The sequence below is a fragment of the Pseudomonas sp. B21-048 genome (assembly GCF_024748615.1).
GTDB lineage: Bacteria > Pseudomonadota > Gammaproteobacteria > Pseudomonadales > Pseudomonadaceae > Aquipseudomonas.
Genome location: NZ_CP087168.1, coordinates 3,335,672 through 3,361,004, shown reverse-complemented (window position 1 = coordinate 3,361,004; position 25,333 = coordinate 3,335,672). Strand labels below are relative to the sequence as shown.

General features: G+C 57.8%; 25 protein-coding genes, 1 tRNA gene and 2 pseudogenes. 16 read left to right on the top strand and 12 right to left on the bottom strand.

The window, feature by feature from the left end; translation table 11 throughout:
* Positions 1-113 precede the first annotated feature (113 nt).
* Both LOY56_RS15620 and LOY56_RS15615 read right to left on the bottom strand, forming a co-directional pair.
* A complete protein-coding gene (locus LOY56_RS15620; RefSeq protein WP_258615363.1) occupies positions 114-692 on the bottom strand; it encodes an NADPH-dependent FMN reductase in 579 nt (192 codons plus the stop codon).
* A 537-nt stretch (positions 693-1,229) separates the two neighbouring features.
* Entirely contained in the window at positions 1,230-1,823 is a 594-nt protein-coding gene (locus LOY56_RS15615; RefSeq protein WP_258615360.1) for an ATP-dependent Clp protease proteolytic subunit, read from the bottom strand.
* 463 nt (positions 1,824-2,286) lie between these two features.
* On the opposite strand from LOY56_RS15615, the gene LOY56_RS15610 reads away from it, so the two are divergent.
* The 6 genes and pseudogenes from LOY56_RS15610 to LOY56_RS15585 all read left to right on the top strand — a co-directional run.
* Positions 2,287-2,445, top strand: a complete 159-nt coding sequence (locus LOY56_RS15610) for a hypothetical protein (RefSeq protein ID WP_258615358.1) — start codon at positions 2,287-2,289, stop codon at positions 2,443-2,445.
* A gap of 13 nt (positions 2,446-2,458) precedes the next feature.
* A complete protein-coding gene (locus tag LOY56_RS15605) occupies positions 2,459-2,683 on the top strand; it encodes a hypothetical protein (protein ID WP_258615356.1) in 225 nt (74 codons plus the stop codon).
* A 233-nt stretch (positions 2,684-2,916) separates the two neighbouring features.
* On the top strand, positions 2,917-3,222 hold the full coding sequence (locus LOY56_RS15600; protein ID WP_258615353.1) for a hypothetical protein: 306 nt from the start codon (positions 2,917-2,919) through the stop codon (positions 3,220-3,222).
* A gap of 131 nt (positions 3,223-3,353) precedes the next feature.
* A complete protein-coding gene (locus LOY56_RS15595) occupies positions 3,354-3,617 on the top strand; it encodes a hypothetical protein (protein WP_258615352.1) in 264 nt (87 codons plus the stop codon).
* A 106-nt stretch (positions 3,618-3,723) separates the two neighbouring features.
* Positions 3,724-3,951 carry a hypothetical protein gene (locus LOY56_RS15590; RefSeq protein WP_258615350.1) on the top strand — a complete coding sequence of 76 codons (228 nt, stop codon included), beginning with the start codon at positions 3,724-3,726 and terminating at the stop codon, positions 3,949-3,951.
* A 45-nt stretch (positions 3,952-3,996) separates the two neighbouring features.
* A pseudogene (locus LOY56_RS15585) lies at positions 3,997-4,113 on the top strand (lysis protein); the annotation flags it as partial.
* A 108-nt stretch (positions 4,114-4,221) separates the two neighbouring features.
* Here the strand turns inward: LOY56_RS15585 and LOY56_RS15580 are convergent.
* The 3 genes and pseudogenes from LOY56_RS15580 to LOY56_RS15570 form a co-directional block, all read right to left on the bottom strand.
* Positions 4,222-4,605, bottom strand: coding sequence for an aegerolysin family protein (locus LOY56_RS15580; RefSeq protein WP_258615347.1), 384 nt, complete (start codon positions 4,603-4,605; stop codon positions 4,222-4,224).
* An 874-nt stretch (positions 4,606-5,479) separates the two neighbouring features.
* A pseudogene (locus LOY56_RS15575) lies at positions 5,480-5,685 on the bottom strand (hypothetical protein); the annotation flags it as partial.
* A gap of 203 nt (positions 5,686-5,888) precedes the next feature.
* Positions 5,889-5,976 (bottom strand) — tRNA-Ser (locus LOY56_RS15570).
* 124 nt (positions 5,977-6,100) lie between these two features.
* Here LOY56_RS15570 and LOY56_RS15565 point away from each other — a divergent pair.
* Positions 6,101-6,772 carry a Bax inhibitor-1/YccA family protein gene (locus tag LOY56_RS15565; RefSeq protein WP_223432534.1) on the top strand — a complete coding sequence of 224 codons (672 nt, stop codon included), beginning with the start codon at positions 6,101-6,103 and terminating at the stop codon, positions 6,770-6,772.
* Positions 6,773-6,859: 87 nt separating this feature from the next.
* On the opposite strand, the gene LOY56_RS15560 is transcribed toward LOY56_RS15565, so the two are convergent.
* Positions 6,860-7,297, bottom strand: coding sequence for an Lrp/AsnC family transcriptional regulator (locus LOY56_RS15560; protein WP_008006559.1), 438 nt, complete (start codon positions 7,295-7,297; stop codon positions 6,860-6,862).
* Positions 7,298-7,432: 135 nt separating this feature from the next.
* Here LOY56_RS15560 and LOY56_RS15555 point away from each other — a divergent pair, with 135 nt between their 5' ends.
* A complete protein-coding gene (locus tag LOY56_RS15555) occupies positions 7,433-8,326 on the top strand; it encodes a DMT family transporter (protein ID WP_258622691.1) in 894 nt (297 codons plus the stop codon).
* 6 nt (positions 8,327-8,332) lie between these two features.
* Here the strand turns inward: LOY56_RS15555 and LOY56_RS15550 are convergent, their stop codons facing one another.
* Positions 8,333-9,958: an NADP-dependent glyceraldehyde-3-phosphate dehydrogenase gene (locus LOY56_RS15550; protein WP_258615343.1), complete on the bottom strand. Its 1,626-nt coding sequence runs from the start codon at positions 9,956-9,958 to the stop codon at positions 8,333-8,335.
* 225 nt (positions 9,959-10,183) lie between these two features.
* On the opposite strand from LOY56_RS15550, the gene LOY56_RS15545 reads away from it, so the two are divergent.
* From LOY56_RS15545 to LOY56_RS15520, 6 genes are all read left to right on the top strand, one after another.
* The gene (locus LOY56_RS15545) at positions 10,184-11,071 is read left to right on the top strand and encodes a Dyp-type peroxidase (RefSeq protein ID WP_258615340.1); all 888 of its coding nucleotides are present in this window, start codon (positions 10,184-10,186) and stop codon (positions 11,069-11,071) included.
* 145 nt (positions 11,072-11,216) lie between these two features.
* The gene (gene lexA / locus LOY56_RS15540; RefSeq protein WP_258615339.1) at positions 11,217-11,834 is read left to right on the top strand and encodes a transcriptional repressor LexA; all 618 of its coding nucleotides are present in this window, start codon (positions 11,217-11,219) and stop codon (positions 11,832-11,834) included.
* On the top strand, positions 11,834-12,451 hold the full coding sequence (imuA, locus tag LOY56_RS15535; protein ID WP_258615338.1) for a translesion DNA synthesis-associated protein ImuA: 618 nt from the start codon (positions 11,834-11,836) through the stop codon (positions 12,449-12,451). The genes lexA and imuA overlap by 1 nt, the downstream gene beginning before the upstream one ends.
* Before the next feature lie 7 nt (positions 12,452-12,458).
* Positions 12,459-13,874, top strand: a complete 1,416-nt coding sequence (locus LOY56_RS15530) for a DNA polymerase Y family protein (protein WP_258615337.1) — start codon at positions 12,459-12,461, stop codon at positions 13,872-13,874.
* Positions 13,850-16,948 (top strand): error-prone DNA polymerase, encoded by a 3,099-nt coding sequence (locus LOY56_RS15525; RefSeq protein ID WP_408980339.1) that lies wholly within the window; start codon positions 13,850-13,852, stop codon positions 16,946-16,948. The genes LOY56_RS15530 and LOY56_RS15525 overlap by 25 nt, the downstream gene beginning before the upstream one ends.
* A 209-nt stretch (positions 16,949-17,157) precedes the next feature.
* Positions 17,158-19,269: a PAS domain-containing sensor histidine kinase gene (locus LOY56_RS15520; RefSeq protein ID WP_258615335.1), complete on the top strand. Its 2,112-nt coding sequence runs from the start codon at positions 17,158-17,160 to the stop codon at positions 19,267-19,269.
* 77 nt (positions 19,270-19,346) lie between these two features.
* Here LOY56_RS15520 and LOY56_RS15515 read toward each other — a convergent pair whose 3' ends face one another.
* Positions 19,347-19,868: a DUF4142 domain-containing protein gene (locus LOY56_RS15515; RefSeq protein ID WP_258615333.1), complete on the bottom strand. Its 522-nt coding sequence runs from the start codon at positions 19,866-19,868 to the stop codon at positions 19,347-19,349.
* Positions 19,869-20,085: 217 nt separating this feature from the next.
* Between LOY56_RS15515 and LOY56_RS15510 the strand changes: the two genes are divergently transcribed.
* Both LOY56_RS15510 and LOY56_RS15505 read left to right on the top strand, forming a co-directional pair.
* Positions 20,086-20,328: a DUF465 domain-containing protein gene (locus LOY56_RS15510; protein WP_258615332.1), complete on the top strand. Its 243-nt coding sequence runs from the start codon at positions 20,086-20,088 to the stop codon at positions 20,326-20,328.
* Positions 20,329-20,438: 110 nt separating this feature from the next.
* Complete coding sequence (locus tag LOY56_RS15505; protein WP_258615331.1) at positions 20,439-20,699, top strand: hypothetical protein; 261 nt, start codon at positions 20,439-20,441, stop codon at positions 20,697-20,699.
* A gap of 84 nt (positions 20,700-20,783) precedes the next feature.
* Here LOY56_RS15505 and LOY56_RS15500 read toward each other — a convergent pair whose 3' ends face one another.
* The 4 genes from LOY56_RS15500 to LOY56_RS15485 all read right to left on the bottom strand — a co-directional run bounded on the left by LOY56_RS15500 (position 20,784) and on the right by LOY56_RS15485 (position 25,158).
* Positions 20,784-21,647: a LysR family transcriptional regulator gene (locus LOY56_RS15500; protein WP_258622685.1), complete on the bottom strand. Its 864-nt coding sequence runs from the start codon at positions 21,645-21,647 to the stop codon at positions 20,784-20,786.
* Between the two features lie 270 nt (positions 21,648-21,917).
* Positions 21,918-23,765, bottom strand: a complete 1,848-nt coding sequence (locus tag LOY56_RS15495) for an amidohydrolase (RefSeq protein ID WP_258622683.1) — start codon at positions 23,763-23,765, stop codon at positions 21,918-21,920.
* Between the two features lie 303 nt (positions 23,766-24,068).
* Positions 24,069-24,383, bottom strand: a complete 315-nt coding sequence (locus LOY56_RS15490; protein WP_258615330.1) for an SCP2 sterol-binding domain-containing protein — start codon at positions 24,381-24,383, stop codon at positions 24,069-24,071.
* A 64-nt stretch (positions 24,384-24,447) separates the two neighbouring features.
* A complete protein-coding gene (locus LOY56_RS15485; protein WP_258615329.1) occupies positions 24,448-25,158 on the bottom strand; it encodes a histidine phosphatase family protein in 711 nt (236 codons plus the stop codon).
* Positions 25,159-25,333: the final 175 nt, after the last annotated feature.

The window sequence follows — 25,333 nt, the reverse complement described above, 5'->3', positions numbered from 1 at the left end:
AGCTGTGCCGCATGTGATTCGGTCACAGCCTGTCGGCGAGTAGTGGATCGACCGTTGCAGCCCATTGGGTCGAAGGTCTATTCAGGCTTCGTTGCCCAACACGATGTGCGGTCTCAAGCAGCCAGCGGATTATCGAGGTACCGTTTAAAAGCGCCGAGCGCAGTACCAATCAGTGGGCCCATCACCGGGTCGGTGGCAATGCTCTCGACGCTCAATCGGCTGGACAGGAGGTTAACAGTCATTGACGCTTCCTCGATGATGCGAGCTGACATCGTATCCAGGACCAGCCGCAATGCGGCTTGCGCGTGATTGGCTCTGGGCGATGCGTTGAAAAGCGCGACGGGCTTGCCCGGAAATTCTTCACTGCTCACGAGCCAATCGAGCATGTTTTTGAATGCGCCGGGAATACCTCGGGCGTATTCGGGACACGAAAACAACAGCCCATCCGCCTGACCGATGATCGAGCGTAACGCTATGACTGGTTCGGGAAGATCTTCGAGTAGATCAGGGTTGAAGTGAGGTAATTCCCCGATGCCCTCATAGTGCGTGACTAGTAGCCCTTCGGGGCATAGACGCTCAGCTGCTCGTAGCAAAATTGAGTTGGAGGAGGCCTGACGCAGACTTCCCGAGACAGCAAGCAAACGCACCATTTCAACACCGTTCGTGATTCGTAAGTCGGTGAAGTTTCGCACGAGCCGGACCTCATGCACCATTGCTGCATAGCAATGCAGCAATGGACATATTCTTCCATCTTGCTGCTACGAACGAATGTATTTACAGGATAAAAAGTGGATGGAGTCAGCTTTAATATAGTCGTGATTGCACTGGCATTGAGGATGCTGTTCTGGTGAGCAGAAAACACGCAAGTCATCCAAATCGGAAGGTGTATTCCCGAAATGCTTAGTGCGCCAGTGTGCGGGGGGGGGGGGCAGGTAACTGCCGTCCCTACCGCGACCATATCGCGTTGTGAGGAGCTCTGTTGGAGCGCACCCAGCGCGAGATATGGGCATTTTATTCACGTAGACCGCGTCTATTCATATTGCCGTTGATGCGGAATTGATCCAACTGCCGACGCAGTGCTGACCCAATGTCAGTCACCCCAAATCCAGCACTGGTAGAAGTTCAAGAATCAGGGGCTTTGGTCAGTGAAGTTTCGGCCCCTGAGTCAATCGTGCGTTGGCAGCAAAATTGCTAGAACACTACTAGGCTCTGCACCATTAGGAGGCTGGTCATGTGATCTCTTTTTCCGACACGATGATCTTATTCACCAGGCCGTATTCCAGCGCTTCCTCAGCATTGAGCCAAAAGTCGCGCTCGGTGTCGGCACTAATTTTTTCTGCCGTTTGCCCAGTCGCGTGGGCGAATATTTTGTCCAGGCGCTTTTTCATCCTGACAATTTCATTCATGTAAATCTCAACGTTGCTAGCTGGCCCTTGAAAGCCACCAGACGGTTGATGCAGCAGGAATCGTGTGTTTGGGAGTGAGTAACGATTTTCTTTTTTGGCTGCCGCGTAAATCAGTGCGCCCGCGCTCGCGACGCTGCCAGAGCCAATCATTACCACCGTCGGGGCAATAAAACGAATGGCGTCGAAGATCATGTCGCCCGATTCAACATGCCCACCCGGCGAGTTGATGAAGACGTAAATCGGATCATCGTTAATGGACGCAAGGATGTGCAGTTGTTGCACAACGTCCTTGGCCATCCGCTCATCCACTACTCCCGTGATGAATACCTTGCGAGCCTTGATCGCATATTCCATCAGTTTGGCGCTGACGGCGCCCTGTTGCTCCTTGTTGTCCTGCTCTTGTTCGTCGGTATTCATAACGTCTCCCAGACCTGTTCAAAGTTCCATTTTAGGCAAGCCATATCCACGGGCGTGCCTTCTTGCCGAAGGGAGCGTAAGCGGTTCCCGAATCGTAAACCGTTGCGACTTTAGGCGTTGGGCTGGACGTAAGTCAAAGCCTTTAGCGGCACTGGGCGAGAGCCTTGGTTGAGCCATCGATCGCCGAGACTCGCCGTTGGATCTTTCGGGTTTCAGGCAAAGTACAACGCAAAAATATATCTCGCCGTCACGATGGGCAGATTGGAAAAATCATGCGAAGCAAGTTTGCAAAGCAAAAAATTGCTTCTACGCTCGGAATGTTCTTACAAAGACGTGGAAAGTTTTTCCTACTCTTCTGACGGATAAAGTCGTACTCAGGATGAGGACGAGCCCAGGTGCCCGGCCGGCATGTTGGCGCACTGCGTGTTTCCACGCCTTGGAGTTTTTTCAAGAGGATACAGGGATGATCCGTACGCCGTTATCGCCTTATCAGCGCGACATTTGGGTTGCCGCTGCTCAGTTCCCAGAAAACAATCAGTACACGCTCTTCTGCTACGACCGACTCATTGGCGGTGAATTACTGGCCGGCAGTGTTTTGAAAGCGCTATGCTGCGGTTTTTAGGAATATGAGAAACATGGATTTTCAGGCCTTCGGGTTTATCTTCCTTGCGAGTGGTGCAAGCCTTCTTCATCTGTGGCTTATCTGCAGGGTCATGGTCAGCAACGTCGGCGGATTGAAAAAAGCCTTGTTATGGGCGGCGCTGTTGCTTGCTCCGATATCTGCTCTTACGGCCGGGCACGGTTGGTATGGAAAGCTCGTATTCCCAGAAGACATTGAGATCAGTACGGACCAAGGCTAGTCCTGGTGCTGGGCGGTCAACTCATCGTTTCGCTGATCCACCGCGTTCAGGCGCTGCTGCAGAGTGTCACGCTCGGCGGTTATCCGGTCGAAATCTGCGACATAGACGTACTCGCCTGCTGTTCCCTTAAATCGATACCTCTTCATGTCGGGTTGCGGTTGGATGATTTTGTTTTCTGTGGGCTTGGGGAAACCGCGGAGCTATAGTTCGCTTTTTTCGAAAGGAGTTCGGGCATGGGTGTTGCGGAGGATAAAGTTGTTGAGGATCTCAAAAAGGGCTACCGGAAGACTTCAAACCGTTATCTAAGGGGTTGCAAGACTCTTCTCTGCATTGCTTTTTTTGCGCCGCTTATTGCGATTTTGGACATTCGCCAAAGCTTCGAAACTATTGAAGTTTGGTTTCGGCAAAGTGGGGCAATAACCATGGTTTATGCTCTTCTGAGCACAACGGTCGCCGATATGGGGCTGAGAAAGCTCCATCGGCCCGGTGAGAGCGGTGACTTATACAAGCTTCAAGTTCTCGATGAGTTTACGAACTAATTTGAAAAAGTCCGTTGGATTGCCTTGGTCTTTACGGTAATTGGCACCCTGATTTGGGGTTGTGGCGATGCCGTTCTCAGGTACATCTTCCAATTGTGGGCGAGCTTCGGATTTCTGGCCATGGGTGATTTATGAAGGACTTTGTTCTATATGCTTCGTTGGCAACTGGTTTGCTTTCAGCCGTGTTCTGGATAATCTCGGCCTATGTGAAAGTAAAACCTGGCCCGGAAGTTCCAGATGAGAACGGCATGTTTGACGCTAGGCTGATTATCGATGGCGCTGACATAGAGCCTACGATGCGTAAGCAGTCGATCTGGAACAGTCGGGCTGCACTTGCGGCAGCTTTAACAGCCGTGCTGCAGGTGGCTTACAACGCTTGGCCGTCAGCAATGTGATGACGCGGCGCCATCGTGATAGCGGCCATATGGCATGTCGGTCTGCTGGCGTGATTCGTTGAAGTGGGGTAGTTGTTCTGCTCAAAAACTGAAATTGGAGCTTGAAATGGCTGGTAAATCGCTCGAGCAGTTTATTGCTTTACCTGAGGCTACTCAGGATGAGGGTGGGTTAGCTTTTGCTGAAGTTCACCTGCACGCCCGAGATGAGAAGTCTCCAGTTATCGTTCGTCGTGTCCTGCTCGACCTGACATATCGATCCCTCGACGAAGCGTGCGGCGCGACAAGGTTTATTGATGATCAACTGGGTGATGTGGCGGTTTTGTACCTCCTTTAAATGAACTGTTTTTCTTTATATATCAATTGCTGGTTTTGGGGGCACCTTGACCCAGCGCATGCTCAACGAATTGTCGGTATCACCGACGACGGTGACCGGGGGCTGATCAGGCTGGCGGCGTGCCAGGCGTACGTGCAGGAGGTGGCGGCTCTAGGTCCATGAGTTACAGCGAGCAGTATCACGAGATCGACTTTCTAAAATTTAGTTTTGAAATAGCCGCTCGAGATTTACTCGGCGGCTATCTGATCAACTAAGGCCCGCTCCGTTATATTATTTTTTTTCTGCCCTGAAGGTCACAGTAGCGTTATCGCCGTCTCCACCACTATATGAAACTTTAACGTTGTCGCTATCGGTCGTGATTGCATACGAATTAGACCCCGCGTATGGGTCGTCCCAGTGGATATTTATATTGCAAACTTCCTCAGTGACAAAATCATAAAAAGCGTAGGAGCAAAGTGCCTCCGTGCCCGTAGCGAACCCATCTGACTCTGTCTTCCAATAGCCTTTGCCGGACACATTAGAGCTCGGCTTCAATATTTTCTGCGGAGGATAGGTATCCCATTCCCCATGATCTAACTTCAGAGAATTTTGAGTTAGACTCAAGGCGGAGTCGAGGTAATTCTCAAAATAAACATCAACGCTTCTTTTAGCCATCGGTATAATTCCTTTTATTGAATTAACATTGCGTCTGCAATAGTTGGTTTTGGTTTTGGTTTTGGTTTTGGTTTTGCTCCGGTTGTGTTATGTGTCTAGTTGTATGCGATTACTCCTTTTTTATAGATTTTGTTAGTTGTTTTTGATGCCCTGTTCAGGCATGATATTTTAAATATTTGCCAGTAGGTGTATCGAACTTTGATTTGTTATCAGGAAGGGGCTTGGTGTCCTGTTTCCAGTTGAGGTGCTTATTATTGATCTCGGCTTGTACTGATTAAAAATGTACTTATGCATCATCAGTTGATCGCGCGCAGCTAGAAAGTCATCGTACGTTTTTGATGAATATACGGTTAGATTTTTGGCATTGGTGGGCAATTTGATGAGCTCCTTATTCCATTAGGAGTGACGACTGAATCTATCCCTTAAAGCTAAGTTAACTACATTTGCTATGGTTTTGTTTAATCCTAACAGAGGCTAGACGACGATCTTTAAAAGTCAAGCAACGTGTAGCGGATATGAGCGGCGTGATGCGCTTATGAGCAACCGAGCTTGTTGGTTGTATAACCCTACTCATTTGCTTCAGACCCCACCCGCTATTCTCCTCCGGCTGGTCTTGAAGGCAAGAACCCATGGTCTAGTATATTTTGTACATGTTTTGTACAGGTATCAGCAGAGTGACGACTCTGGATAAGATCCTTACCTAGCCATCAGAGCTGGTCCTTTTTGAATGGAGCCGTGTGGTGCAAGCGCTGCGGCGGGATGCAGCAAGAGGTAGATAGATCAACGCAATTTCCATTCCCCAACTCGCACGATGTTCGGTGCAACCATGGGTTGGAGGATGTAAAGCCTGCCCTTGATAACCGTGAGCAGGACACTCCGGTGTCATCAGGACCGCAAGTGTACTTGATGATACTCCTCGTTCTTGTCGATCGTGTCTAGGGCGCCCCGCACCTTGTCGGGGACGTCGACCGAGCCGCGTTGTTCGACCCAGTTGGAAAGCTCCATGATTGCGGCTTCGAGGGCGAGTTGGTTTTCGTTGATCTTGTACAGCAGGGAGGGGAGCAGGTCTGAATGTGGCATCGCAAACCCTCTGTTTTGATGACAGCGTAGCATCGCATTACATGAAGGATGTTTAACGATCGGCAGGACGCCGCAGGATGGGAAAAACCGGAAAGTTTTGTAACGGTTACCAAATAGCTTTGTAACACTTCCAAAAAAAAGCCGTCACCCAAACCTCAGAAACGACAAAGCCCTGAATAATCAGGGCTTTGTCGGTACAAATATGGCGGAGGCGATGGGATTCGAACTCATGGACCTGTTACAGTCGACGGTTTTCAAGACCGTTGCCTTAAACCACTCGGCCACACCTCCGTTTGCGTTGCGGGCGCCATAATACCTGAATGAAACACACTGTCAAACTCTCTGCATGGCTTGTTACAGAGCGTCTGTTATGATCTTTGCGACTGAACGTTTCAAACCCAACAGGAGTGTCGCCATGCGCGAACAGGATTACGCAGTTAATAACAGCGTGCAGGCTGAGCAGCTAGAGGTTAGCCGCGTCCTGCGCAACACTTACGGCTTACTCGCTCTCACCCTCGCATTCAGCGGCGTGATGGCGTTTGTCGCGCAGCAGATGCGTGTCGGCTACCCGAATATCTTCGTGGTGCTGATCGGCTTCTACGGCCTTTTCTTTCTCACCAACAAACTCCGTGACTCGGCGTGGGGCCTGGTGTCTGCGTTCGCGCTGACCGGTTTCATGGGTTTCCTGCTTGGCCCGATCCTCAACCGTTACCTGGGCATGCAGGGCGGGGCGGAAGTGGTCAGTTCGGCCTTTGCGATGACCGCGCTGGTGTTCGGCGGCCTGTCGGCGTATGTGCTGATCACTCGTAAGGACATGAGCTTCCTCGGCGGTTTCATCACAGCCGGTTTCTTTGTGCTGCTGGGCGCGACACTGGCGAGCTTGTTCTTCCAGATCAGCGGTCTGCAACTGGCGATCAGCGCAGGTTTCGTGCTGTTCTCGTCGGTGTGCATTCTGTTCCAGACCAGCGCTATCATTCACGGCGGTGAGCGCAACTACATCATGGCGACCATCAGCCTGTATGTCTCGATCTACAACCTGTTCATCAGTTTGTTGCAACTGTTCGGCATCATGAGCCGCGATGATTGATCATCAGCCTTGAGTAAAAAACCCGCTTCGGCGGGTTTTTTATTGTCTGTGATTTGGCACAGCTCGTTGGTTTCAACAAAACAGCACTTAAGCCATCGGTGGCAGCCGGCGCTTGACCGGGGTTTTCTTGACGATGGCGGTGTTGGTTTCTGCGTGGCTGTTGAGGCGGTCGAGGAGGGTGTCCAGTTGTTCCATCGAGCGCACATGCAGGCGGGCGATGAAGCAGTCGTCGCCGGTGACTTTGTCGCACTCGGTGAATTCGGGGATGGCCTGAATCTGTCGCTCCACTTCCTGCAACTGGCCCGGCAGCGGGCGGATGCGGACGATGGCCTGGAGTTGGTAGCCGAAGCATTTGGGGTCGATCTCGACGGTGTAGCCCTTGAGCACGCCACGTTCTTCGAGGCGGCGCAGGCGCTCGGCGACGCTGGGCGAGGACAGGCCGCTGATCTGTGCCAGGGCCTTGAGCGAGCGGCGTGAGTCTTCCATCAGCGCGCTGATCAGCACTTGGTCGATGTCGTCGGTCATGGCAAATCCTCTGTTAGGTAATCGGCTGAATAAGCCTTGATAAAAAAGGCAGAAGCCGAGTTTAGCCTGCTTTTTGCGCTGGAGAAGCTCCCCAGTGGATTGGCATACTTTGGGTTCAAACACAGGAGGTTGATGATGGACAAAACACTACGTCGCGGCTCATTCGAAATGACCGCCGCCATGCTCATTTCCGGGACCATTGGTTGGTTTGTGCTGGTGTCCGGGCAACCGGTGCTGGACGTGGTGTTCTGGCGCTGCGTTTTTGGCGCCGCCACCTTGTTGCTGATCTGCGCGGCGTTTGGCTTTTTGCGTCCTGGCATTCTGACCCGCATCACGTTCTTGCTGGCGGTACTCAGCGGCGTGGCGATTGTCGGCAACTGGGTACTGTTGTTTGCTTCTTACTCCCGCGCTTCCATAGCCATTGGTACGGCGGTCTATAACGTCCAGCCGTTCATGCTGGTGGGGTTAGCCGCGTTGTTCCTCAACGAGAAGATCACCCTGCAGAAACTGTTCTGGCTGGGCATTTCGTTTCTCGGAATGCTGGCGATTGTCAGCGCCCATGGTGAGCAGGGCGAGGGCGGCAACGATTACCTGATGGGGATTGGTCTGGCGCTGGGCGCTGCCTTTCTGTACGCGATTGCCGCGTTGATCATCAAGCGCCTGACCGGCACGCCACCGCATCTGATCGCGTTGATCCAGGTCTGCACCGGCGTTCTGTTGCTCGCGCCGTTTGCGCATTTCTCGGCGATACCGCAAACGCCCAGTGCCTGGGCCAGCCTGGTGACCCTGGGCATCGTGCACACCGGTTTGATGTATGTGTTGCTCTACGGCGCGATTCAAAAACTACCGACAGCGCTGACCGGCGCGCTGTCGTTCATCTACCCGATTGCGGCGATTTTCGTTGACTGGTTCGCCTTCGGCCATCGCCTGGAGCCGCTGCAATGGATGGGTGTCGCCGCGATTCTGTTGGCCGCCGCCGGGATGCAACAGGGTTGGGGCCTGAAGCTTCGGCGGCTGGCGGCGCAGTAACAGACCTCAGAAGATGTAGTCGGTGGTCAGGAAGCTCGAGTTTCGTCCGCTGATGATCTCGCTGATGAGCTCTTTGCTGCTTTCCTGGAATTTGGTCGCCACCAGGGTCCGAATCGAGAACACTCTCAGCGCATCGTGCACCGACAGCGTGCCTTCGGCGGAGTTCTTGCGACCGTTGAACGGATAAGTGTCCGGACCGCGCTGGCACTGGGTGTTGAGGTTGATCCGGCCGACCTGATTGGCGAAGGTGTCCACCAGCCTGCCGACCGCCACCGGGTTGGTGCCGAAGATGCTCAGTTGCTGGCCGAAGTCGGATTCCAGGACGTAATCGATCACGGTGTCCAGATGACGGTAGGGCACGATCGGCACGACCGGGCCGAACTGTTCTTCCTGGTAGACACGCATCTGCGGTGTCACCGGGTACAACACGGCCGGGTAGAAGAACGATGCGCGGGACTCACCACCGTTGGGGTTGACCACGGCTGCACCTTTGCTGACCGCGTCCGCCACCAGCGTGTGCAGATAGTCGACCTTGCCTGATTCCGGCAATGGCGTCAGGGCCACGCCACTGTCCCACGGCATGCCGGGTTTGAGGGCGGCGAGTTTGGTGTTGAATTTCTCGATGAACGCCTCGACCACGTCTTCATGGACGAAGAGGATTTTCAGCGCGGTACAGCGCTGGCCGTTGAACGACAGGGCGCCGGTGACAGCTTCGTTCACAGCATTGTCCAGATCGACCTCCGGCAAAACAATGCCGGGGTTTTTCGCGTCCAGGCCCAGCGCCGCGCGCAGGCGGTGAGGCCTTGGGTGGAGTTTTTTCAGGTCGCTGGCGGCCTTGTTGGTGCCGATGAACGCAAAGATATCGATCTTGCCGCTGGCCATCAGCGCACTGACGGTCTCGCGGCCGCTGCCGTAAATGACGTTGATCACCCCGGCCGGGAAGCTGTCGCGGAACGCTTCGAGCAGCGGGCGAATCAACAGCACACCAAGCTTGGCCGGTTTGAACACCACGGTGTTGCCCATGATCAGCGCGGGAATCAGCGTGGTGAAGGTTTCGTTCAGCGGGTAATTGTAAGGTCCCATGCACAACGCCACGCCCAACGGAACGCGGCGGATCTGGCCGAGGGTGTCCTGTTCCAGTTCGAAGCGGCTGGAGCGGCGGTCGAGTTCCTTGAGGGCGTTGACGGTGTCGACGATGTAGTCGCAGGTGCGGTCGAACTCTTTTTCCGAGTCCTTGAGGTTTTTGCCGATCTCCCACATCAGCAACTTGACCACCGCCTCGCGCTGTTCGCGCATGCGAGCCAGGAAGGTTTCGACGTGCTGGATACGCTCGGCCACGCGCAGGGTCGGCCATAGGCCCTGGCCCCGATCATAGGCGCGGACGGCGGCGTCCAGAGCGGTCAGTGCGGTCTCGGCATCGAGTAGCGGCGTGCTGCCGAGAATGACCTGTTCATCGCCATTCGCCGCCCTCAGGTACACCGGGCTACGGACTTGGGCGAGGGGCCCGGACCAGGTTTTCAGTTCGCCATCGACCAGGTATTCGCGCTGCTCGGTCGGGCCGTTGAGGCGGTATTTTTCCGGGACGTTGTCGGCGGTGGGAAACAGGTTGCCAAGGATTGGTGCTGTGGTCATATCGCTACCCCGTCTGGATTGGGTGATGCACGGATGAATCGTTTTAGCAGGCCTCGGACGCGCTTGTCATGGATCATCTTATGATCTTTTGGCTCGGCGTTGTGAAGTGCCAATCTGTCGGCTCATCCAGTCATGAAAGCCTGTAGCAACTGCGATCTTTTGCCCTGAAAACACACAAATAACGATCCCCCGGTTAAACTTCGTACTCTTTCTGAAGGAGTTCATATGAGTTACTACCAGCCGGGCATTCTCGCCACCCCCGTTCCGCCTCAAGCTCGTCATATGTTCTTCGCCCTTGAATCTGCCGAGGCACTACCGGCTGCGCTGGATAACCTGATGCGCCTGGTGGACGGAAAGTCGGCGGTCGTCGGTTTCGGTGAATCCCTGGTCAAGGCATTGCACGCGCAGATCGACGGGCTACGCGCTTTTCCTGCGCTGGTCGGTGTCGGCGTCGACAACCCGTCGACCCAACACGCGCTCTGGTGCTGGCTGCATGGCGTTGACCGCGGTGAATTGCTCAATCGCAGCCACGCGATCGAAGCTGCATTGGCACCGGCCCTGCGTCTGGTGCAGATGAATGAAACCTTCCGTCACATGACCGGCCACGACCTGACCGGTTACGAAGACGGCACCGAAAACCCTCACGACGAAGCTGCTGTAGCCGCAGCCCTGCTGGGCGAAGGCGCTGAGGGACTGGTCGGTGGCAGCTTCGCCGCGATTCAGCAGTGGCAGCATGATTTGAAAGGCTTTCACGCGATGCCGTCCCAGGAGAAGGACAACATCATGGGGCGGCGCCTGAGCGACAACGAAGAACTCGACGATGCGCCAATCTCCGCTCATGTCAAACGCACCGCCCAGGAAAGCTTCACACCCGAAGCTTTCGTGGTTCGTCGCTCGATGCCGTGGATCGAAGGCGATCGCGCCGGCCTGATGTTCCTGGCCTTCGGTTTTTCCCTCGACGCATTCGAATCCCAGTTGCGGCGCATGAGCGGTCTGGAAGACGGCATCACCGACGGGCTGTATCGCATCAGCCGGCCGATCACCGGCGGCTATTATTGGTGTCCGCCGCTCAAGGACGGTCGCCTCGACCTGCGCGCATTGCGCATCGGCTAAACCCCAAGCGCAGCTGAAAGAACCCGAGCCATCGATGGGCGACCGCCAAAACGGTCGCTTCTATCAAAGACATCGCAGGGTTTCCAGCTTCTCGCGGGCTAAGCTGACTGGCGGTCCTTGTCAGGTAAAACCCAAAAGAGTACAAATGTACTCCATGACAACTTTAACTCCCCGCCGTACCGCTATCCTGACCTTCATCCGCGATCGCATCGCCGAACACGGTCAGCCCCCGAGCCTCGCTGAAATCAGTGAGGCCTTTGGTTTCGCCTCCCGTAGCGTGGCGCGCAAGCACGTGCTGGCGCTGACCGAGGCCGGTTTTATCGAGGTCAATGCGCATCAGGCGCGCGGTATCCGGCTGCTGAATCAACCGTCGCGGCCCGAACTGCTGGATGTTCCGGTACTCGGTCGAGTGGCGGCCGGTGCGCCGATCGGTGCCGATGCCGAGGTCCACAGCCGTTTGCTGCTTGATCCGTCGATCTTCTCGCGGGTGCCGGATTACATGCTGCGGGTCCAGGGCGATTCGATGATCGAGGACGGCATTCTCGACGGCGATCTGGTGGGCGTGCGGCGCAATCCCGAAGCGGTCAACGGCCAGATCGTCGTGGCGCGGCTCGACGGCGAAGTCACCATCAAGCGTTTCGAGCGGGTCGGCGATTCTGTTCGCCTGTTACCGCGTAATCCGGCTTACCAGCCGATCATTGTTCGAGCCGATCAGGATCTGGCCATCGAAGGCGTGTTCTGCGGTCTGGTGAGGCAAGGGTGATGGGCGCCGTCGTTGCGTTGGATATGTTGTTCAATGGCGGCCAAGTCTGGAAGGGCCGGCCTGCGCCACCGGCCGTCAGCCCGCAACCCACGGGGCATGCGGCGCTGGATGCGGCATTGCCCACGGGCGGCTGGCCGGAAGCGGCGCTGACTGAAATTCTGTTGTCCGGGCAAGGCGTGGGTGAGTTGCAACTGGTGTGGCCGGCACTGGCGCGGCTGTCGGCGGCGGGGGAGCGTATCGTGCTGGTGGCGCCGCCTTACGTGCCGTATCCCCAGGCCTGGCAGAACGCCGGGGTCGATCTGCGGCAACTGTCGATCATCCAGGCCAGCGAGCGCGATGCGCTGTGGGCGGCGGAACAATGCCTGCGTTCGGGCAGTTGCGGGGCGGTGTTGTGCTGGCCGCACAAGGCCGATGATCGAGCATTGCGACGTTTGCAGGTGGCGGCGGAAACCGGTCAGACATTGGCGTTCGCCTATCGCTCGATCAGTGAAGCCATCAACCCGTCACCAGCGGCCTTGCGCATCGCCATCGACGCCAAACCTGCGCAGTTGCGGGTGCTCAAGTGCCGGGGCGGGCTGGCCCGTTCGGCGCCGATTGCTTTTGCCGTCGGGCATTGAGGTTGCCATGCGCTGGGTTTGCATTCTCTTCCCGCAATTGGCGCTGGACGCGGTACTGCGTCAGCGCCCCGACCCTGACGAACCGCTGGCGCTGCTGACCGGTCCGGCCCAGCGTCGGGTGCTGCAAGCCGTTAACGGTTCGGCGCGAGCGCTGGGTTTGCGGCCCGGCCAATCGATGAGCGCCGCCCAGGCCCTGAGCAAAAGTTTTGTCACCGCCGAATATGACGCCGCTGAGATCGAACACTGGCAGCAATTCCTGGCCGCCTGGGCCTATCGGTTCAGCGCTCAGGTCAGCGTGCATTACCCGCGCGCCGTGGTGTTTGAAATCGAATCGAGCCTGGGCTTGTTCGGGCCCTGGCCGCAGTTCGAGGCGCGATTGCGGGCCGAACTCGGCGAGCTGGGGTTTCGTCACCGGATTGTCGCCGCGCCCAACCCAGTGGCGGCGCGGGTGCTGGCCAACGTTTATGACGGTCTGGTGGTGCCGGACAATGAAGTCTTGCACCACCACCTGGGGCAGTTGCCCGTCGACCGGATTGCACTGGAGCCAAGCGTTGCCACGGCGTTATCGCGCATGGGGCTGCGCACTTTGAGTCAGGTACAGGCACTGCCACGACATAGCCTGGCCCGGCGTTTCGAGGCTCAGGTACTCAAGCATCTGGACACCCTGTTCGGCGAGCGACGGCTGGCGCTGGCGTTTTACCTGCCGCCGGACCGTTTCGACGTGCGCATCGAACTCAACTTCGATGTGCAATCCCATCAGGCATTGCTGTTTCCGTTGCGCAGGCTGACGGGCGATCTGTCGGTGTTTCTCTGCGGGCGGGACAGCGGTGTGCAGCGCTTCTACCTGCACCTGGAGCACGCCGGGTTGCCAGACACGCTGATCAAGGTCGGCCTGCTCAGCGCCGAGCGCGATCCGGCGATGCTGTTCGAACTGGCCCGGGGGCGGCTGGAACAGGTTCAGGTCGAGGCGCCGGTGCGCGGTTTTCGTCTGCGCGCCGAAGAGCTACCGGCCTTTGTGCCCCAGTACCAGGAACTGTTCGATGATCGTCCGCAGCAATCCTTGCCTTGGGAACAGCTGCGCGAACGCTTGCGCGCACGGCTGGGGGATGACGCGGTGCAGGGCTTGCGGTTCCAGGCCGATCACCGCCCGGAATGCGCGTGGCAGGCCAGTGTCGACAGCCAGACCTGTGGGGTGCTGCCTGCCGTGCAACGCCCGGGCTGGCTACTAACTGAACCGCAGGCAGTACACGAAGGTTCGACGCGCATCCTCATGGGACCGGAACGCATCGAGTCGGGCTGGTGGGACGGCGACGACGTGCGCCGCGATTACTACCTGATCGAAACCCGCTCCGGTCAGCAGGGCTGGGCCTATCGGACGGTGGGTGAAGGCGGTCCGTTGTGGCTGCAAGGCTGGTTCGCATGAATGTCGATTACGCGGAGCTGCACTGCCTGTCGAACTTCAGTTTCCAGCGTGGTGCTTCCAGTGCGCTTGAGCTTTTTCAGCGGGCGAAAAAGCAGGGCTATCAAGCGTTGGCGATCACCGACGAATGCACCCTGGCGGGTATTGTCCGTGCCTGGCAGGCGGCCAAGGCCGTGGAATTGCCGCTAATCATCGGCAGTGAAATACGCATCGAAAACGGTCCGAAACTGGTACTGCTGGTGGAAAACCTCGAGGGTTATCAAACCCTGTGCCGCCTGATTACCCGCGCCAGACGCCGTACGCAGAAAGGCCAGTATCAGGTGCTGCGGGAGGATTTCGGCGAGCCGTTGCCGGGGCTGTTGGCGTTATGGGTACCGGACGCCGTCGATGACTTTGAGCAGGGCCACTGGCTGAAGCAGACCTTCGCCGAGCGCCTCTGGCTGAGTGTTCAGTTACATCGCGGGCAGGACGACACCCGACGACTGGCGGCGTTGCTGACTCTGGCGCGGGAACTGCGGATCCCGGCGGTGGCCAGCGGCGATGTGCATATGCATGCCCGCGGCCGGCGTGCCTTGCAGGACACCATGACCGCGATCCGCTATCACCTGTCGGTGGCTGAGGCCGGGTTGCGTCTGCACCCCAATGGCGAACGGCATTTGCGTGGCCTCGACGCTTTGCGCGATCTCTACCCGCAGGCACTGCTCGACGAAACACTGAGCATCGCCCGGCGCTGCACGTTCGACCTTGGTCAGTTGCGTTATCAGTATCCCCGGGAGCTGGTACCTGAAGGGCATACGGCCACATCCTGGCTGCGAGCCTTGACTGAAAAGGGTATTCGCTGGCGCTGGGAAAAAGGTCCTAAGGCCGAGGTGTTGGCGCAGATCGACAAGGAGCTGGAGCTGATTGCCGAGCTGGAGTACGAAAGTTATTTCCTGACGGTTCATGACATTGTGAATTTCGCCCGCCAGCAACACATTCTCTGTCAGGGGCGTGGTTCTGCGGCCAACTCGGCGGTGTGCTACGTGCTGGGGATCACGGAGATCGATCCAGAGCGGAGCACGCTGCTGTTCGAGCGTTTTCTCTCCAAAGAGCGCAACGAGCCGCCAGACATCGACGTGGATTTTGAACACGAGCGACGTGAAGAAGTCCTGCAATACGTGTTTCAGCGTTATGGTCGCACCCGTGCAGCGCTGACGGCGGTGGTCAGTACCTACCACGGTGCCGGCGCAGTCCGCGATGTGGCCAAGGCACTGGGTTTGCCGCCCGATCAGGTCAACGCCCTGGCCGACTGTTGCGGTCACTGGAGTGATCAGGCGCCGCCCGTCGAGCGCCTGCGTGAAGGAGGTTTCGATCCCGATAGCCCGGTGTTGCGCCGGGTGTTGAGCCTGACGGGGCAGTTGATCGGTTTCCCCCGGCACCTGTCCCAGCACCCAGGCGGTTTCGTGATTTCCGAACAACCCCTGGACAGTCTGGTGCCGGTGGAAAACGCCGCCATGGCCGAGCGCACCATCATCCAGTGGGACAAGGACGATCTGGACGCGGTCGGGTTGCTCAAGGTCGATATCCTCGCGTTGGGCATGCTCAGCGCGATTCGTCGTTGTTTCGATCTGCTGCGTCGACACCGTGGGCGCGACCTGAGCCTGGCGACGGTGCCGGCCGAAGACCCGCAAACCTACGAGATGATTGGTCATGCGGACACCATCGGAGTGTTCCAGATCGAATCCCGGGCACAGATGTCGATGCTGCCCAGGCTCAAGCCCAAGAATTTCTACGATCTGGTGATCGAGGTGGCGATCGTTCGGCCGGGGCCGATTCAGGGCGGAATGGTGCATCCCTATCTGCGGCGGCGTAAGGGCGAAGAAGAGGTGATCTACCCATCGAAAGAACTCGAAGTGGTGCTCAAACGCACCTTGGGCGTGCCGCTGTTCCAGGAACAGGTGATGCAGATTGCGATTGTTGCCGCCGACTACAGCCCCGGCGAGGCCGATCAATTGCGCCGCTCCATGGCCGCCTGGAAACGCCATGGCGGACTGGAACCGCACAAGGAGCGTCTGGCGCAGGGGATGAAGAAAAACGGCTACACGGCGGAGTTCGCCGCGCAGATCTTCGAGCAGATCAAAGGTTTCGGCAATTACGGTTTTCCCGAATCCCACGCCGCCAGTTTCGCCTTGCTGACCTATGCCAGTTGCTGGTTGAAATGCCACGAGCCGGCGGCCTTCGCCTGTGCGCTGATCAATAGTTGGCCCATGGGTTTCTACAGCCCGGATCAGATTCTTCAGGATGCCCGCCGGCATCATTTGCAGATTCGTCCGGTGGACGTGCGGGCCAGTGACTGGGATTGCAGCCTGGAACCGATCACCGGCGCGCAGCCGGCCATTCGCATGGGGTTGCGGATGATCAAAGGCTTTCGCGAGGACGATGCCAGGCGCATTGAATTTGCACGGTCGAAGGGGGCGTTTGCCGACATCGCCGACCTTGGCGAACGGGCGCGACTCGATGCTCGCGCCCAGGAGCAACTGGCCGATGCCGGTGCGTTGCGCGGGCTGGCCGGTGACCGGCATCGGGCGCGCTGGGAGGTGGCGGGGGTGCAGAAACAGCTCGGCTTGTTTGCCGGTTTGCCGAGCCAGGAAGAGCCGGCGGTGTCTCTGCCCAAACCCACCGTGGGCGAAGACCTGCAAGCCGATTACAACAGTGTCGGCACCACCCTCGGGCCGCATCCGCTGGCTTTGCTGCGGGGTGAATTGAAAGCCCGGCGTTGCCGCAGTTCGAAAGAACTTATGGATGTCGAGCACGGCCGGCCGGTCAGCGTCGCCGGGTTGGTGACCGGCCGGCAACGCCCGGGCACCGCCAGCGGCGTGACCTTCGTGACGCTTGAAGACGAGTTCGGCAACGTCAACGTGGTGGTCTGGCGCGACTTGGCCGAACGGCAACGGCAGGTACTGGTCGGCGGACAATTGCTCAAGGTCGATGGGCGTTGGGAAAAGGAAGGCGAGGTGCGGCACCTGATTGCCGGACGCTTGAGCGACTTGAGTTCATTGCTCGACGGCATCCATGTACGCAGCCGGGATTTCCGCTGAACCTGGTGGATACGTCACCTGCGGCAGCTCCTTCGGAGACCGTGTCGGTCACTCGATTGCCGGTCGCTGCAGGGGCCGATCGATAATCAGCTATACCTCTATGAAACCATTGGCGTCGGCGGTGCTCGAAACAAACGGGCACGCACCGTCTCCTCACGCCGTTGCACCGCCTGAAAACATGTCATTCACAGGACATAATAGGCCAGTCGATGCAGTTTCTAGATAATAGCCACGGATGTAACGGTTGGAGCGGCGAAATGGCCGGACGCATTCGCGCGTTCGACTGGAGCCTGACCGAGCTCGGGTGCATCGATACCTGGCCCGCAAGCCTGTGTGGCGCGGTGCAGTTATTGCTCGCCTCACCCCTGCCGATGGTGATGCTATGGGGCCGGCCCGGTTACATGATCTATAACGATGCCTACTCGAGATTTGCCGGTGGACGCCATCCTTATCTGCTGGGCTGCCCGGTAGAGTTGGGCTGGCCAGAGGTTGCAGAATTCAATCGGCATGTGGTGGACACCTGCCTGGCGGGTGGCACTTTGTCCTATCACAACAAAGCATTGGTGTTGTTGCGTGACGGTGTCCCCGAAGACGTCTGGATGGACCTTTACTACAGTCCGGTTGCCAATGATGACGGGTGTCCCGCTGGAGTCATGGCGATGGTGGTTGAAACCACGGATCATGTGATTTCCGAACGCCGTCGTCAGGAAGCCGAAAACGCCTATCGCGCCGACAACGAAAGGGTACGCCTGGCCCTCAATGCCGGGGCTTTGCTCGGTTCGTTCGTCTGGGACATCAAGGCGGACGTGCTGTCTGCCGACGAACGATTCGCTCGCACGTTTTCCTACCCGCCGGACCAGGATCTGGCCAATCTGGCACCGCTCATCGCTGAAATGCAGATACATCCCGACGACCGCAGTTGGGTTCAGGAACGGATCAATCAGTCGGTGGAAACCGGCGTACCCTATAACGCCGAATACCGGGTTCTACGTCCCGATGGCAGTTACCTGTGGGTGCTCGCCAGCGGGTGTTGTGAGTTCAATGAGCAAGGTGAGGCGTTCCGCTTTCCCGGGGTGTTGATTGACATCCACGAACGCAAGACTGCCGAAGAATCGTTGCTCAAGTTCACCCGCAACCTGGAGCAGCGAGTCGCTGACGAAGTCGACGCGCGGCTGACGGCCGAAGAGCAGTTGCGTCAGTCGCAGAAACTCGAAGCCATCGGCGGTCTCACCGGCGGCGTGGCCCATGACTTCAACAACTTGTTGCAGGTGATTGCCGGCAACCTGCATTTGTTGGCACGCCACGAGCCGGACAACGCCAACGTGCAACGCCGGGTCAGTGCGTCAATTGCCGCGGTCGAGCGCGGTGCCAAACTGTCTTCGCAATTGCTCGCGTTCGCCCGTCGTCAGCCTCTGTCCCCGGCGGTCTGCGATCCACGGCAGATCTTCGACGGGCTGGGAGAATTGTTGCAGCGGGCGCTGGGAGAGACTATCCAGATCAAAGTGACGGCGCCTGACAATCCGTGGCATCTCTACGTGGACCGCAATCAGCTGGAAAATGCCATTCTCAACCTCGCGATCAACGCCCGAGATGCCATGAACGGCGAGGGCACCATTGCCCTGAATGCCGAGAACATTGCTCTGGACCACAAATTTTGCACAGGCAAAGGCATCGTTGCCGGTGACTATGTTTGCGTGGCGGTGGCTGACACGGGTGTCGGCATGACGCCTCAAGTGCTCGCACAGGCCTTCGAACCGTTTTTTACCACCAAGGCTGACGGCCAGGGCACCGGCCTGGGTTTGAGCATGGTGTTCGGTTTCGTCAAACAGAGTGGCGGGCATATAGAAATTTCCAGCATCGTGGGGCAAGGCACTCGGGTGCAGCTATATTTTCCGCGCAGCTTGCGCCCGTTACCCGGTGAAACAATGCGCCATGATCCGCTGCATCGGCGCGGGCACGAAACGATTCTGGTGGTCGAGGACAACGAGGCGGTGCGTGGCTCGGTGGTGGACCTGTTGCGCGAAGAGGGCTATCAGGTTCTGACCGCGGCCAATGGTGACCTGGCCATGCAGATGTTGCTTGATGGCGTGGCGGTGGACCTGATCTTCACTGATGTGGTCATGCCCGGTTTGATCAAAAGCTCGGACCTGGCCGCCTGGGCCAAGGTGCAGAACCCTGCGGTGGCGGTGCTTTTTACCTCCGGCCACACCCGGGACATTATTTCGCGCAATCACCAGCTCAGTCCCGACACTTATCTGCTGAGCAAACCTTATAGCCCTGAAGCGCTGTTGAGCATGACCCGCAGCGTGCTGGGTGGTTGAGGCCTGTAGGCCGCTAACTGACTGGCATCAAGGCTTACCCACGAGCGATCACGGGGTAAGCCTTGTTCCTGTGGGGATTATTTATCGGGATGAGCAGCCTGGAGTTTTTTCGCCATACCCAGGTGTTTTTCCAGCGCAGGCAACATTTTTTGCGCGAAGGCCTTAAGCTCGGTGGCGCCTTTGGTTTTGTCGTCCGTCACTGTGTTGGCTTCTTTTTTGAACCGTTTGATGGTTTCTTCGTGAGCCTTCACCTGATTGTCGGCATAGGCTGCGTCAAAGGATTCATCGCGCAGGTCGAGAATTTTTTCCTTGGCCTGTTTGACCATCGTCGTCGTATCCGGCACTTCGATGTCATGCTTTTTCGCCAGTGCGGCCAGTTCATCATTGGCTTTGGAATGATCGGTGATCATCATGTTGGCGAACGCCTTGATGTCGGCCGATGAGCTTTTTTCCAGAGCCAGTTTGCTGATTTCGACTTCGGCGATACCGCCTTCAGTCGCGTCATCGACAAAGTCGTTGGAGGTGGCGGCAAAAGCCGTGCCCATGCTGGTACTCAAGGCTACGGCCAGGGCGAGGTGACGCAGATTGAATCCGTCCATCGGTCATTCTCCACACAGGGTTTATGGGCGATCCAGATGATCGTTAATCAATGGAGGCGAGCGCTTGTGCAAAGGTTTTATCGCGCTTGCGACAGGACGACGAACGGACACCGCTGGTCTGATAGACGGTCGACAGAACACGGTGAGCAAGGCCATTCTGATAGCTGGCGAGCGCAATCGATCGCGTTTGCTACCGATTAACCAACGGAGGTGTTCCATGCCGGTGACTCATGATCTGTATCAGGATCTGAAGCTTTCAAAGGAAGAAATCCAGCAAAAACGCACCAAGGATCCGTTACTGGATTCACTGATCAACAAGTACTCCCAGGCGGACGCGGAGGTGGTGAAGGCTGAGACCGCACAATCAGATGCGCCCAGCGATGACGCAGTGAAGAAGCTCAAAGAGAAGCGCTTGCAGGTCAAGGACAAGATCGTCAAACAACTTCAGGCATCGTCCTGATGTGCCATATCGAGCGACCGACGACCGGTGACTGAAAAATTGGAACGGGGATAAATACCGGCACCTCGAACGATCAGAGCCCGACATTACGGCTTCATGCGAGGTGCCCCATGCCCCATCCAGCCTTTCCCCATAAAGAAAAGTACCCCAGCGAAGAACAGGGTGGCTACGACCCGATCCCGACACGTCCAGAACCCCTGAGTCCTGGACGTACCACCGCCAACCCCGAGGATGAATCGGGCCTTGATGAACTGCCGGACAATGAGGGTGTAACGCCTCTGGAACAGGATGACCTCACTGACATCGACCCGGAGCGAGTGCGCGAAGAGACAGGCAATTCGGTACGTGAGGGTGAGATGGATCCGCGTTGATCGCAATCGCCCGGCAACCCACAGAGGCTGGCCCAACCTTGAGGACACAAGCGCCGTGCACGGGTGCAAGACGCCTGTTTGGCGTCAGGTCAACGGGTTCCAGCGTTGGGACCAGTCGTCGTCCGACTTGATGACTTCGCGCAGCAAATCGAAGGCTCGTTGCAGGGTCGCCGAGTCGCGGTCCCGGGAATAAACCAGGTAAGTCGGATAGCTGAACTCTGGGGCTTTGGGCACTTGTTCCAGTACGCCGGTTTCCAGGTAGCTCTGGACCACGCGAGTACGGAAATAACCGCTACCGCCGTTTTCCAGGATGTATTGCAACGCCAGCGGCCCGAGGTTGAAACTCAGGGCCGCCTTGGCTTTTTCCGGCAAGGCGGCATCGTGCTGACGACGGAAGTCCGGACCCCAGTCGATATACACGTATGGATCGGGCTGTCCGGCCAGGCGTACCTGGATGAGTTTTTCTTCCAGTACCTGCTCCACTTGCAGACGTGGCCAGTACTCGGGTTGATAGACCAGCGCCGCATCCAGCACCCCCAGCTCCAGTTGCCGCAGCAGGTTTTCGCCATCGCGGATTTCCATGCGCAGGGCATGGCTGGGAATTTTCTCGCGCAGCTCGCCGGCCCAGCTGAGCATCAACGGGTTGCACAGACTGACCTCGCCACCGATGTGCAGCACGTCACGGTAACCTTCGGGTAGCGGCAAATCCCGACGGGCTGCTTCCCAGGTTTGCACCAGTTGATTGGCGTAAACCACAAAGGCTTCGCCATTCGGCGTCAGGCGCGCTCCGGCGCGGTTGCGCACGAACAGCGTACTGCCGAGCTGACTTTCGAGTTTTTGCACGCGGGCAGTGATCGCGGTCTGAGTGACATGCAGTTTTTCAGCCGCCGCGGCCAGGCTGCCATGGCGGACGATTTCCAGAAAGGTGCGGGCGAGGTCGAGGTCCATGGGCAGGCCAATGAGGGAGGGTGCGGGCATTGTAAGAGCAGGCGCCGCCAGCGGATACCGTCTGTGGCGAGGGAGCTTGCTCCCGCAGGGGCGCGAAGCGGCCCCAAAACCTGCCACTGCAGTTCTTCAGATGCACTCATCGGATGGTTTACGACTGCTGCGCAGCCGGGCGGGACGGTGCGGCGTTCCGACAAGCTCCCTCGCCACAGATTTCACTGCCCGGCCTAATTACTTAGGATTTAATGTGGATGACGTTTGGAGATATTTTGTTCAGAACGCAAAACACGAACAGCCAAACGCGCCCCAGAACCCTTGAAAGTCACTGACCGGCGCTGACGACAACCGCGCCCGTTCATGGCTGTGGGCATGCACCGCGCAAGCGCCTACACACTGGTGCACTTGCGCGGTCAGTGGCGCCAGTGGTTTCCAGTGTCCCGGTACATTCACCACGGGGGACCATTCGGGGATCACCGGGATGGGCGGCGGTCCCAGTTTTTCGAATTCGACGCTGCCGTAGACGATCTTGCCGTCGACTATGGTCAACACCGACTCGATCCATTTGATGGCCTCATTTTCAATGTGAAAGTAATCCGCCGATAGTGCGATCAGATCCGCCAGTTGCCCGACCTTGATCTGGCCCTTTTTGCCTTGTTCGGAGGAAAACCAGGCGCTGCCGTGGGTGAACAGTTCCAGCGCCGTATCGCGGCTCAAGCCTTGCGGGTACAGCGCCAGCCCGCCGACGGTGCGACCGCTGACCAGCCAGTACATTGAGGTCCAGGGGTTGTAGCTGGACACGCGTGTGGCATCGGTGCCAGCGCCCACCGGCACACCCTCGGCGAGCATGCGCGCGATCGGTGGTGTCGCTTCGGCTGCCTTCGCGCCGTAACGGTCGACAAAGTATTCACCCTGAAATGCCATGCGGTCCTGGATGGCGATGCCGCCACCGAGGGCTTTAACCCGTTCAATGTTCCGTGGGGTGATGGTTTCGGCGTGATCGAAGAACCATGGCAAGCCGTCGAACGGAATATCCTGATTGACCTTCTCGAACACGTCGAGCATGCGGCTGATGGATTCGTTGTAGGTGGCGTGCAAGCGGAAGGGCCAGCGCTGTTCCATCAGATGCCGCACCACCGGCTCCAACTCCTGCTCCATGGTTTGCGGCAGGTCGGGGCGGGGTTCGAGGAAGTCTTCGAAATCCGCTGCGGAGAACACCAGCATTTCCCCGGCGCCGTTGTGCCGCAGGAAGTCATCGCCTTGGCCGTAATGGGAGGTGCTGGTCCAGTTTTTGAAATCGGTCAGCTCCTCCTTGGGTTTTTGGGTGAACAAATTGTAGGCAATGCGCACCGTGAGCTGTTGGTCTTTGGCCAGTTGCTGGATGACTTGATAATCGTCCGGGTAATTCTGATAACCGCCGCCGGCGTCGATGGCACTGGTGACGCCTAGCCGATTGAGTTCGCGCATGAACTGACGGGTCGAGTTGACCTGGTATTCCAACGGCAGCTTCGGCCCCTTGGCCAAGGTCGAGTAAAGGATCATTGCATTGGGGCGGGCGATCAGCATGCCGGTGGGGTCGCCATTGGCATCGCGCTGGATCTCGCCGCCCGGCGGGTTCGGCGTGTCGCGGGTATAACCGACCACTTTTAGCGCGGCACGGTTGAGCAGGGCGCGGTCGTAAAGGTGCAGGACGAACACCGGAGTGTCCGGCGCGGCCTTGTTCAGTTCTTCAATCGTCGGCAGCCGCTTCTCGGCAAACTGGAATTCGTTCCAGCCTCCGACCACTCGCACCCATTGCGGCGTGGGCGTGCGATCGGCCTGATCCTTGAGCATACGCAGGGCATCGGCCAGGGATGGCACACCTTCCCAGCGCAGTTCGAGATTGTAGTTCAGGCCGCCACGGATCAAGTGCAGGTGGGAGTCGTTGAGACCGGGAATCACCGTGCGCCCGTGCAGGTCGATGATTTGGCTGCCGGGGCCTTGCAGCGCCATGGCCTGGGCATCGCTGCCGACCACCACGAAGCGTCCGTCCTTGATCGCGACGGCACTGGCCTGGGGTTTCTTGCGGTCGACGGTGTGCAGGCGTCCGTTGTAAAGAATCAGATCGGCCGGGGCATCGGGCATGGTTTTACTCCCTGCGAATAGTGGGCTGACCCAGGCACCGACGGCGCCTGCCGAAAGACCTTGCAATACACGGCGACGACTGAAGTCATTGTGCTCGTCAGGTGGGCTCACGGCAGCGCTCTCCACAAAGTTCTTCACAAAGAAGCGGGGTCAACAGCCGATGTCTGACGCATGCGGCCAGAAAGAATATAGTCGGCAAATCCGTAGATAACCGTTTTTCGAGGGCGAAAACGACGAATCCCGCCACAAGGGGCGGGATTCGTTTGCAGCCAGACGCGCTCCCGAAAGACGGGCGCGGCGTGCTTAGCCGGGGAACAGCTCGGACAGTTTCATGGCCAGCATCATATCGCCTTCAGCGCGCAGTTTGCCGCCCATGAACGCTTGCATGCCGTCGGTCGAACCGTCGACGATGCCTTGCAGGGTTTCGCCGTCCATTACCAGAGTGACCTGTGCGTCCGGGTTCTCGCCTTCTTGCAGTTCGCAGGTGCCGTCTTTGACGATCAGCGAGAAGTTCTTGGTGTCGTCGATGCGGAAACCGAAGACCAGGTTCAGACCGGCAGCAGCGGCTGGGTTGAACTTGGCTTTCATTGCTTGTACGGCATCAGCTACGGAGGTCATGGTTCGATCCTTTCTTGGGTAATAAGAGCTGGGTGGTTACAACCAGGGTCACAATAATCCGGACTCAACGAAACGTGATGAGTTCCGGGGCCTTCAGCAGTTGCAGGTGTGCATGACTGTTGAAGGAAGCCAGGGCCACCTCGCGACCCCGAAACTTGAGCAGGTTGAGCGAGGTGTTGACGATTTGCCAGTTCAGTTCAAAGGCCTGCTTTGCGGGCATTTGCGTAATGAGATGGAGCAGGGCAGTGATGGTACCGCCAGAGGTAAACACGGCGATTTTCTGGGTGTTGTCGGCGTGTTCGAGCAATCGATGCAGACCGGCCTGCACGCGTTCGACAAAACCCAGCCAGCTCTCAAGGCCCGGTGTGTCATAGGTACCGGCAAGCCAGCGCTCGATGATCAAAGCAAAAATGCGTTGGAACTCGGCACGGTTTTGTGCGGCGTTGCGCAGGATGTCCAGCGCTTGGGGCTCGTCCTCCAACATGGCCGGCAGCAGGGCACGGATCACTGCGTCGGCATCGAATTCGTTGAAGGCGGAATCGATTTCCAGCACCGGCACCGGCACCCCGACGGCGGCGAATTGTTCCAGCGCGCTGTTGGCGGTGTGTTGCTGGCGGCGCAGGTCGCCTGACAGACAGCGATCGAAGTTGACACCGAGTTCAGCCAGGTGCTGGCCGAGGAGTTCTGCCTGGCGAATACCGGTCGGCGACAGGACGTCGTAGTCGTCTGCACCGAAGGAGGCCTGGCCATGTCGAATCAAGTAGATGCTGCCCACGTCCGCGTCATCCCGGTACGTTGAAGGTTTGGCGAGGTTATGAGGATGGCGGGGAGCTGTCAATGAAAAAACATACGCTTGTTTGAAATGCCCGTTACAGGCCTGTTGCCAGAGGTTTCACGGCTGGCCGTGGGGCCGGCGGATGGGTATGCTGGAGCTATCCCGCGCGTGTTTA

What these genes read in the sequence shown, in the direction of transcription:
- LOY56_RS15615 (WP_258615360.1), bottom strand. Translation starts at nt 1,823, where the DNA reads ATGAATACCGACGAACAAGAGCAGGACAACAAGGAGCAACAGGGCGCC.
- LOY56_RS15610 (WP_258615358.1), top strand. Translation starts at nt 2,287, where the DNA reads ATGATCCGTACGCCGTTATCGCCTTATCAGCGCGACATTTGGGTTGCC.
- LOY56_RS15605 (WP_258615356.1), top strand. Translation starts at nt 2,459, where the DNA reads ATGGATTTTCAGGCCTTCGGGTTTATCTTCCTTGCGAGTGGTGCAAGC.
- LOY56_RS15600 (WP_258615353.1), top strand. Translation starts at nt 2,917, where the DNA reads ATGGGTGTTGCGGAGGATAAAGTTGTTGAGGATCTCAAAAAGGGCTAC.
- LOY56_RS15595 (WP_258615352.1), top strand. Translation starts at nt 3,354, where the DNA reads ATGAAGGACTTTGTTCTATATGCTTCGTTGGCAACTGGTTTGCTTTCA.
- LOY56_RS15590 (WP_258615350.1), top strand. Translation starts at nt 3,724, where the DNA reads ATGGCTGGTAAATCGCTCGAGCAGTTTATTGCTTTACCTGAGGCTACT.
- LOY56_RS15580 (WP_258615347.1), bottom strand. Translation starts at nt 4,605, where the DNA reads ATGGCTAAAAGAAGCGTTGATGTTTATTTTGAGAATTACCTCGACTCC.
- LOY56_RS15565 (WP_223432534.1), top strand. Translation starts at nt 6,101, where the DNA reads ATGCGCGAACAGGATTACGCAGTTAATAACAGCGTGCAGGCTGAGCAG.
- LOY56_RS15560 (WP_008006559.1), bottom strand. Translation starts at nt 7,297, where the DNA reads ATGACCGACGACATCGACCAAGTGCTGATCAGCGCGCTGATGGAAGAC.
- LOY56_RS15555 (WP_258622691.1), top strand. Translation starts at nt 7,433, where the DNA reads ATGGACAAAACACTACGTCGCGGCTCATTCGAAATGACCGCCGCCATG.
- LOY56_RS15550 (WP_258615343.1), bottom strand. Translation starts at nt 9,958, where the DNA reads ATGACCACAGCACCAATCCTTGGCAACCTGTTTCCCACCGCCGACAAC.
- LOY56_RS15545 (WP_258615340.1), top strand. Translation starts at nt 10,184, where the DNA reads ATGAGTTACTACCAGCCGGGCATTCTCGCCACCCCCGTTCCGCCTCAA.
- lexA (WP_258615339.1), top strand. Translation starts at nt 11,217, where the DNA reads ATGTACTCCATGACAACTTTAACTCCCCGCCGTACCGCTATCCTGACC.
- imuA (WP_258615338.1), top strand. Translation starts at nt 11,834, where the DNA reads ATGGGCGCCGTCGTTGCGTTGGATATGTTGTTCAATGGCGGCCAAGTC.
- LOY56_RS15530 (WP_258615337.1), top strand. Translation starts at nt 12,459, where the DNA reads ATGCGCTGGGTTTGCATTCTCTTCCCGCAATTGGCGCTGGACGCGGTA.
- LOY56_RS15520 (WP_258615335.1), top strand. Translation starts at nt 17,158, where the DNA reads ATGCAGTTTCTAGATAATAGCCACGGATGTAACGGTTGGAGCGGCGAA.
- LOY56_RS15515 (WP_258615333.1), bottom strand. Translation starts at nt 19,868, where the DNA reads ATGGACGGATTCAATCTGCGTCACCTCGCCCTGGCCGTAGCCTTGAGT.
- LOY56_RS15510 (WP_258615332.1), top strand. Translation starts at nt 20,086, where the DNA reads ATGCCGGTGACTCATGATCTGTATCAGGATCTGAAGCTTTCAAAGGAA.
- LOY56_RS15505 (WP_258615331.1), top strand. Translation starts at nt 20,439, where the DNA reads ATGCCCCATCCAGCCTTTCCCCATAAAGAAAAGTACCCCAGCGAAGAA.
- LOY56_RS15500 (WP_258622685.1), bottom strand. Translation starts at nt 21,647, where the DNA reads ATGGACCTCGACCTCGCCCGCACCTTTCTGGAAATCGTCCGCCATGGC.
- LOY56_RS15495 (WP_258622683.1), bottom strand. Translation starts at nt 23,765, where the DNA reads ATGCCCGATGCCCCGGCCGATCTGATTCTTTACAACGGACGCCTGCAC.
- LOY56_RS15490 (WP_258615330.1), bottom strand. Translation starts at nt 24,383, where the DNA reads ATGACCTCCGTAGCTGATGCCGTACAAGCAATGAAAGCCAAGTTCAAC.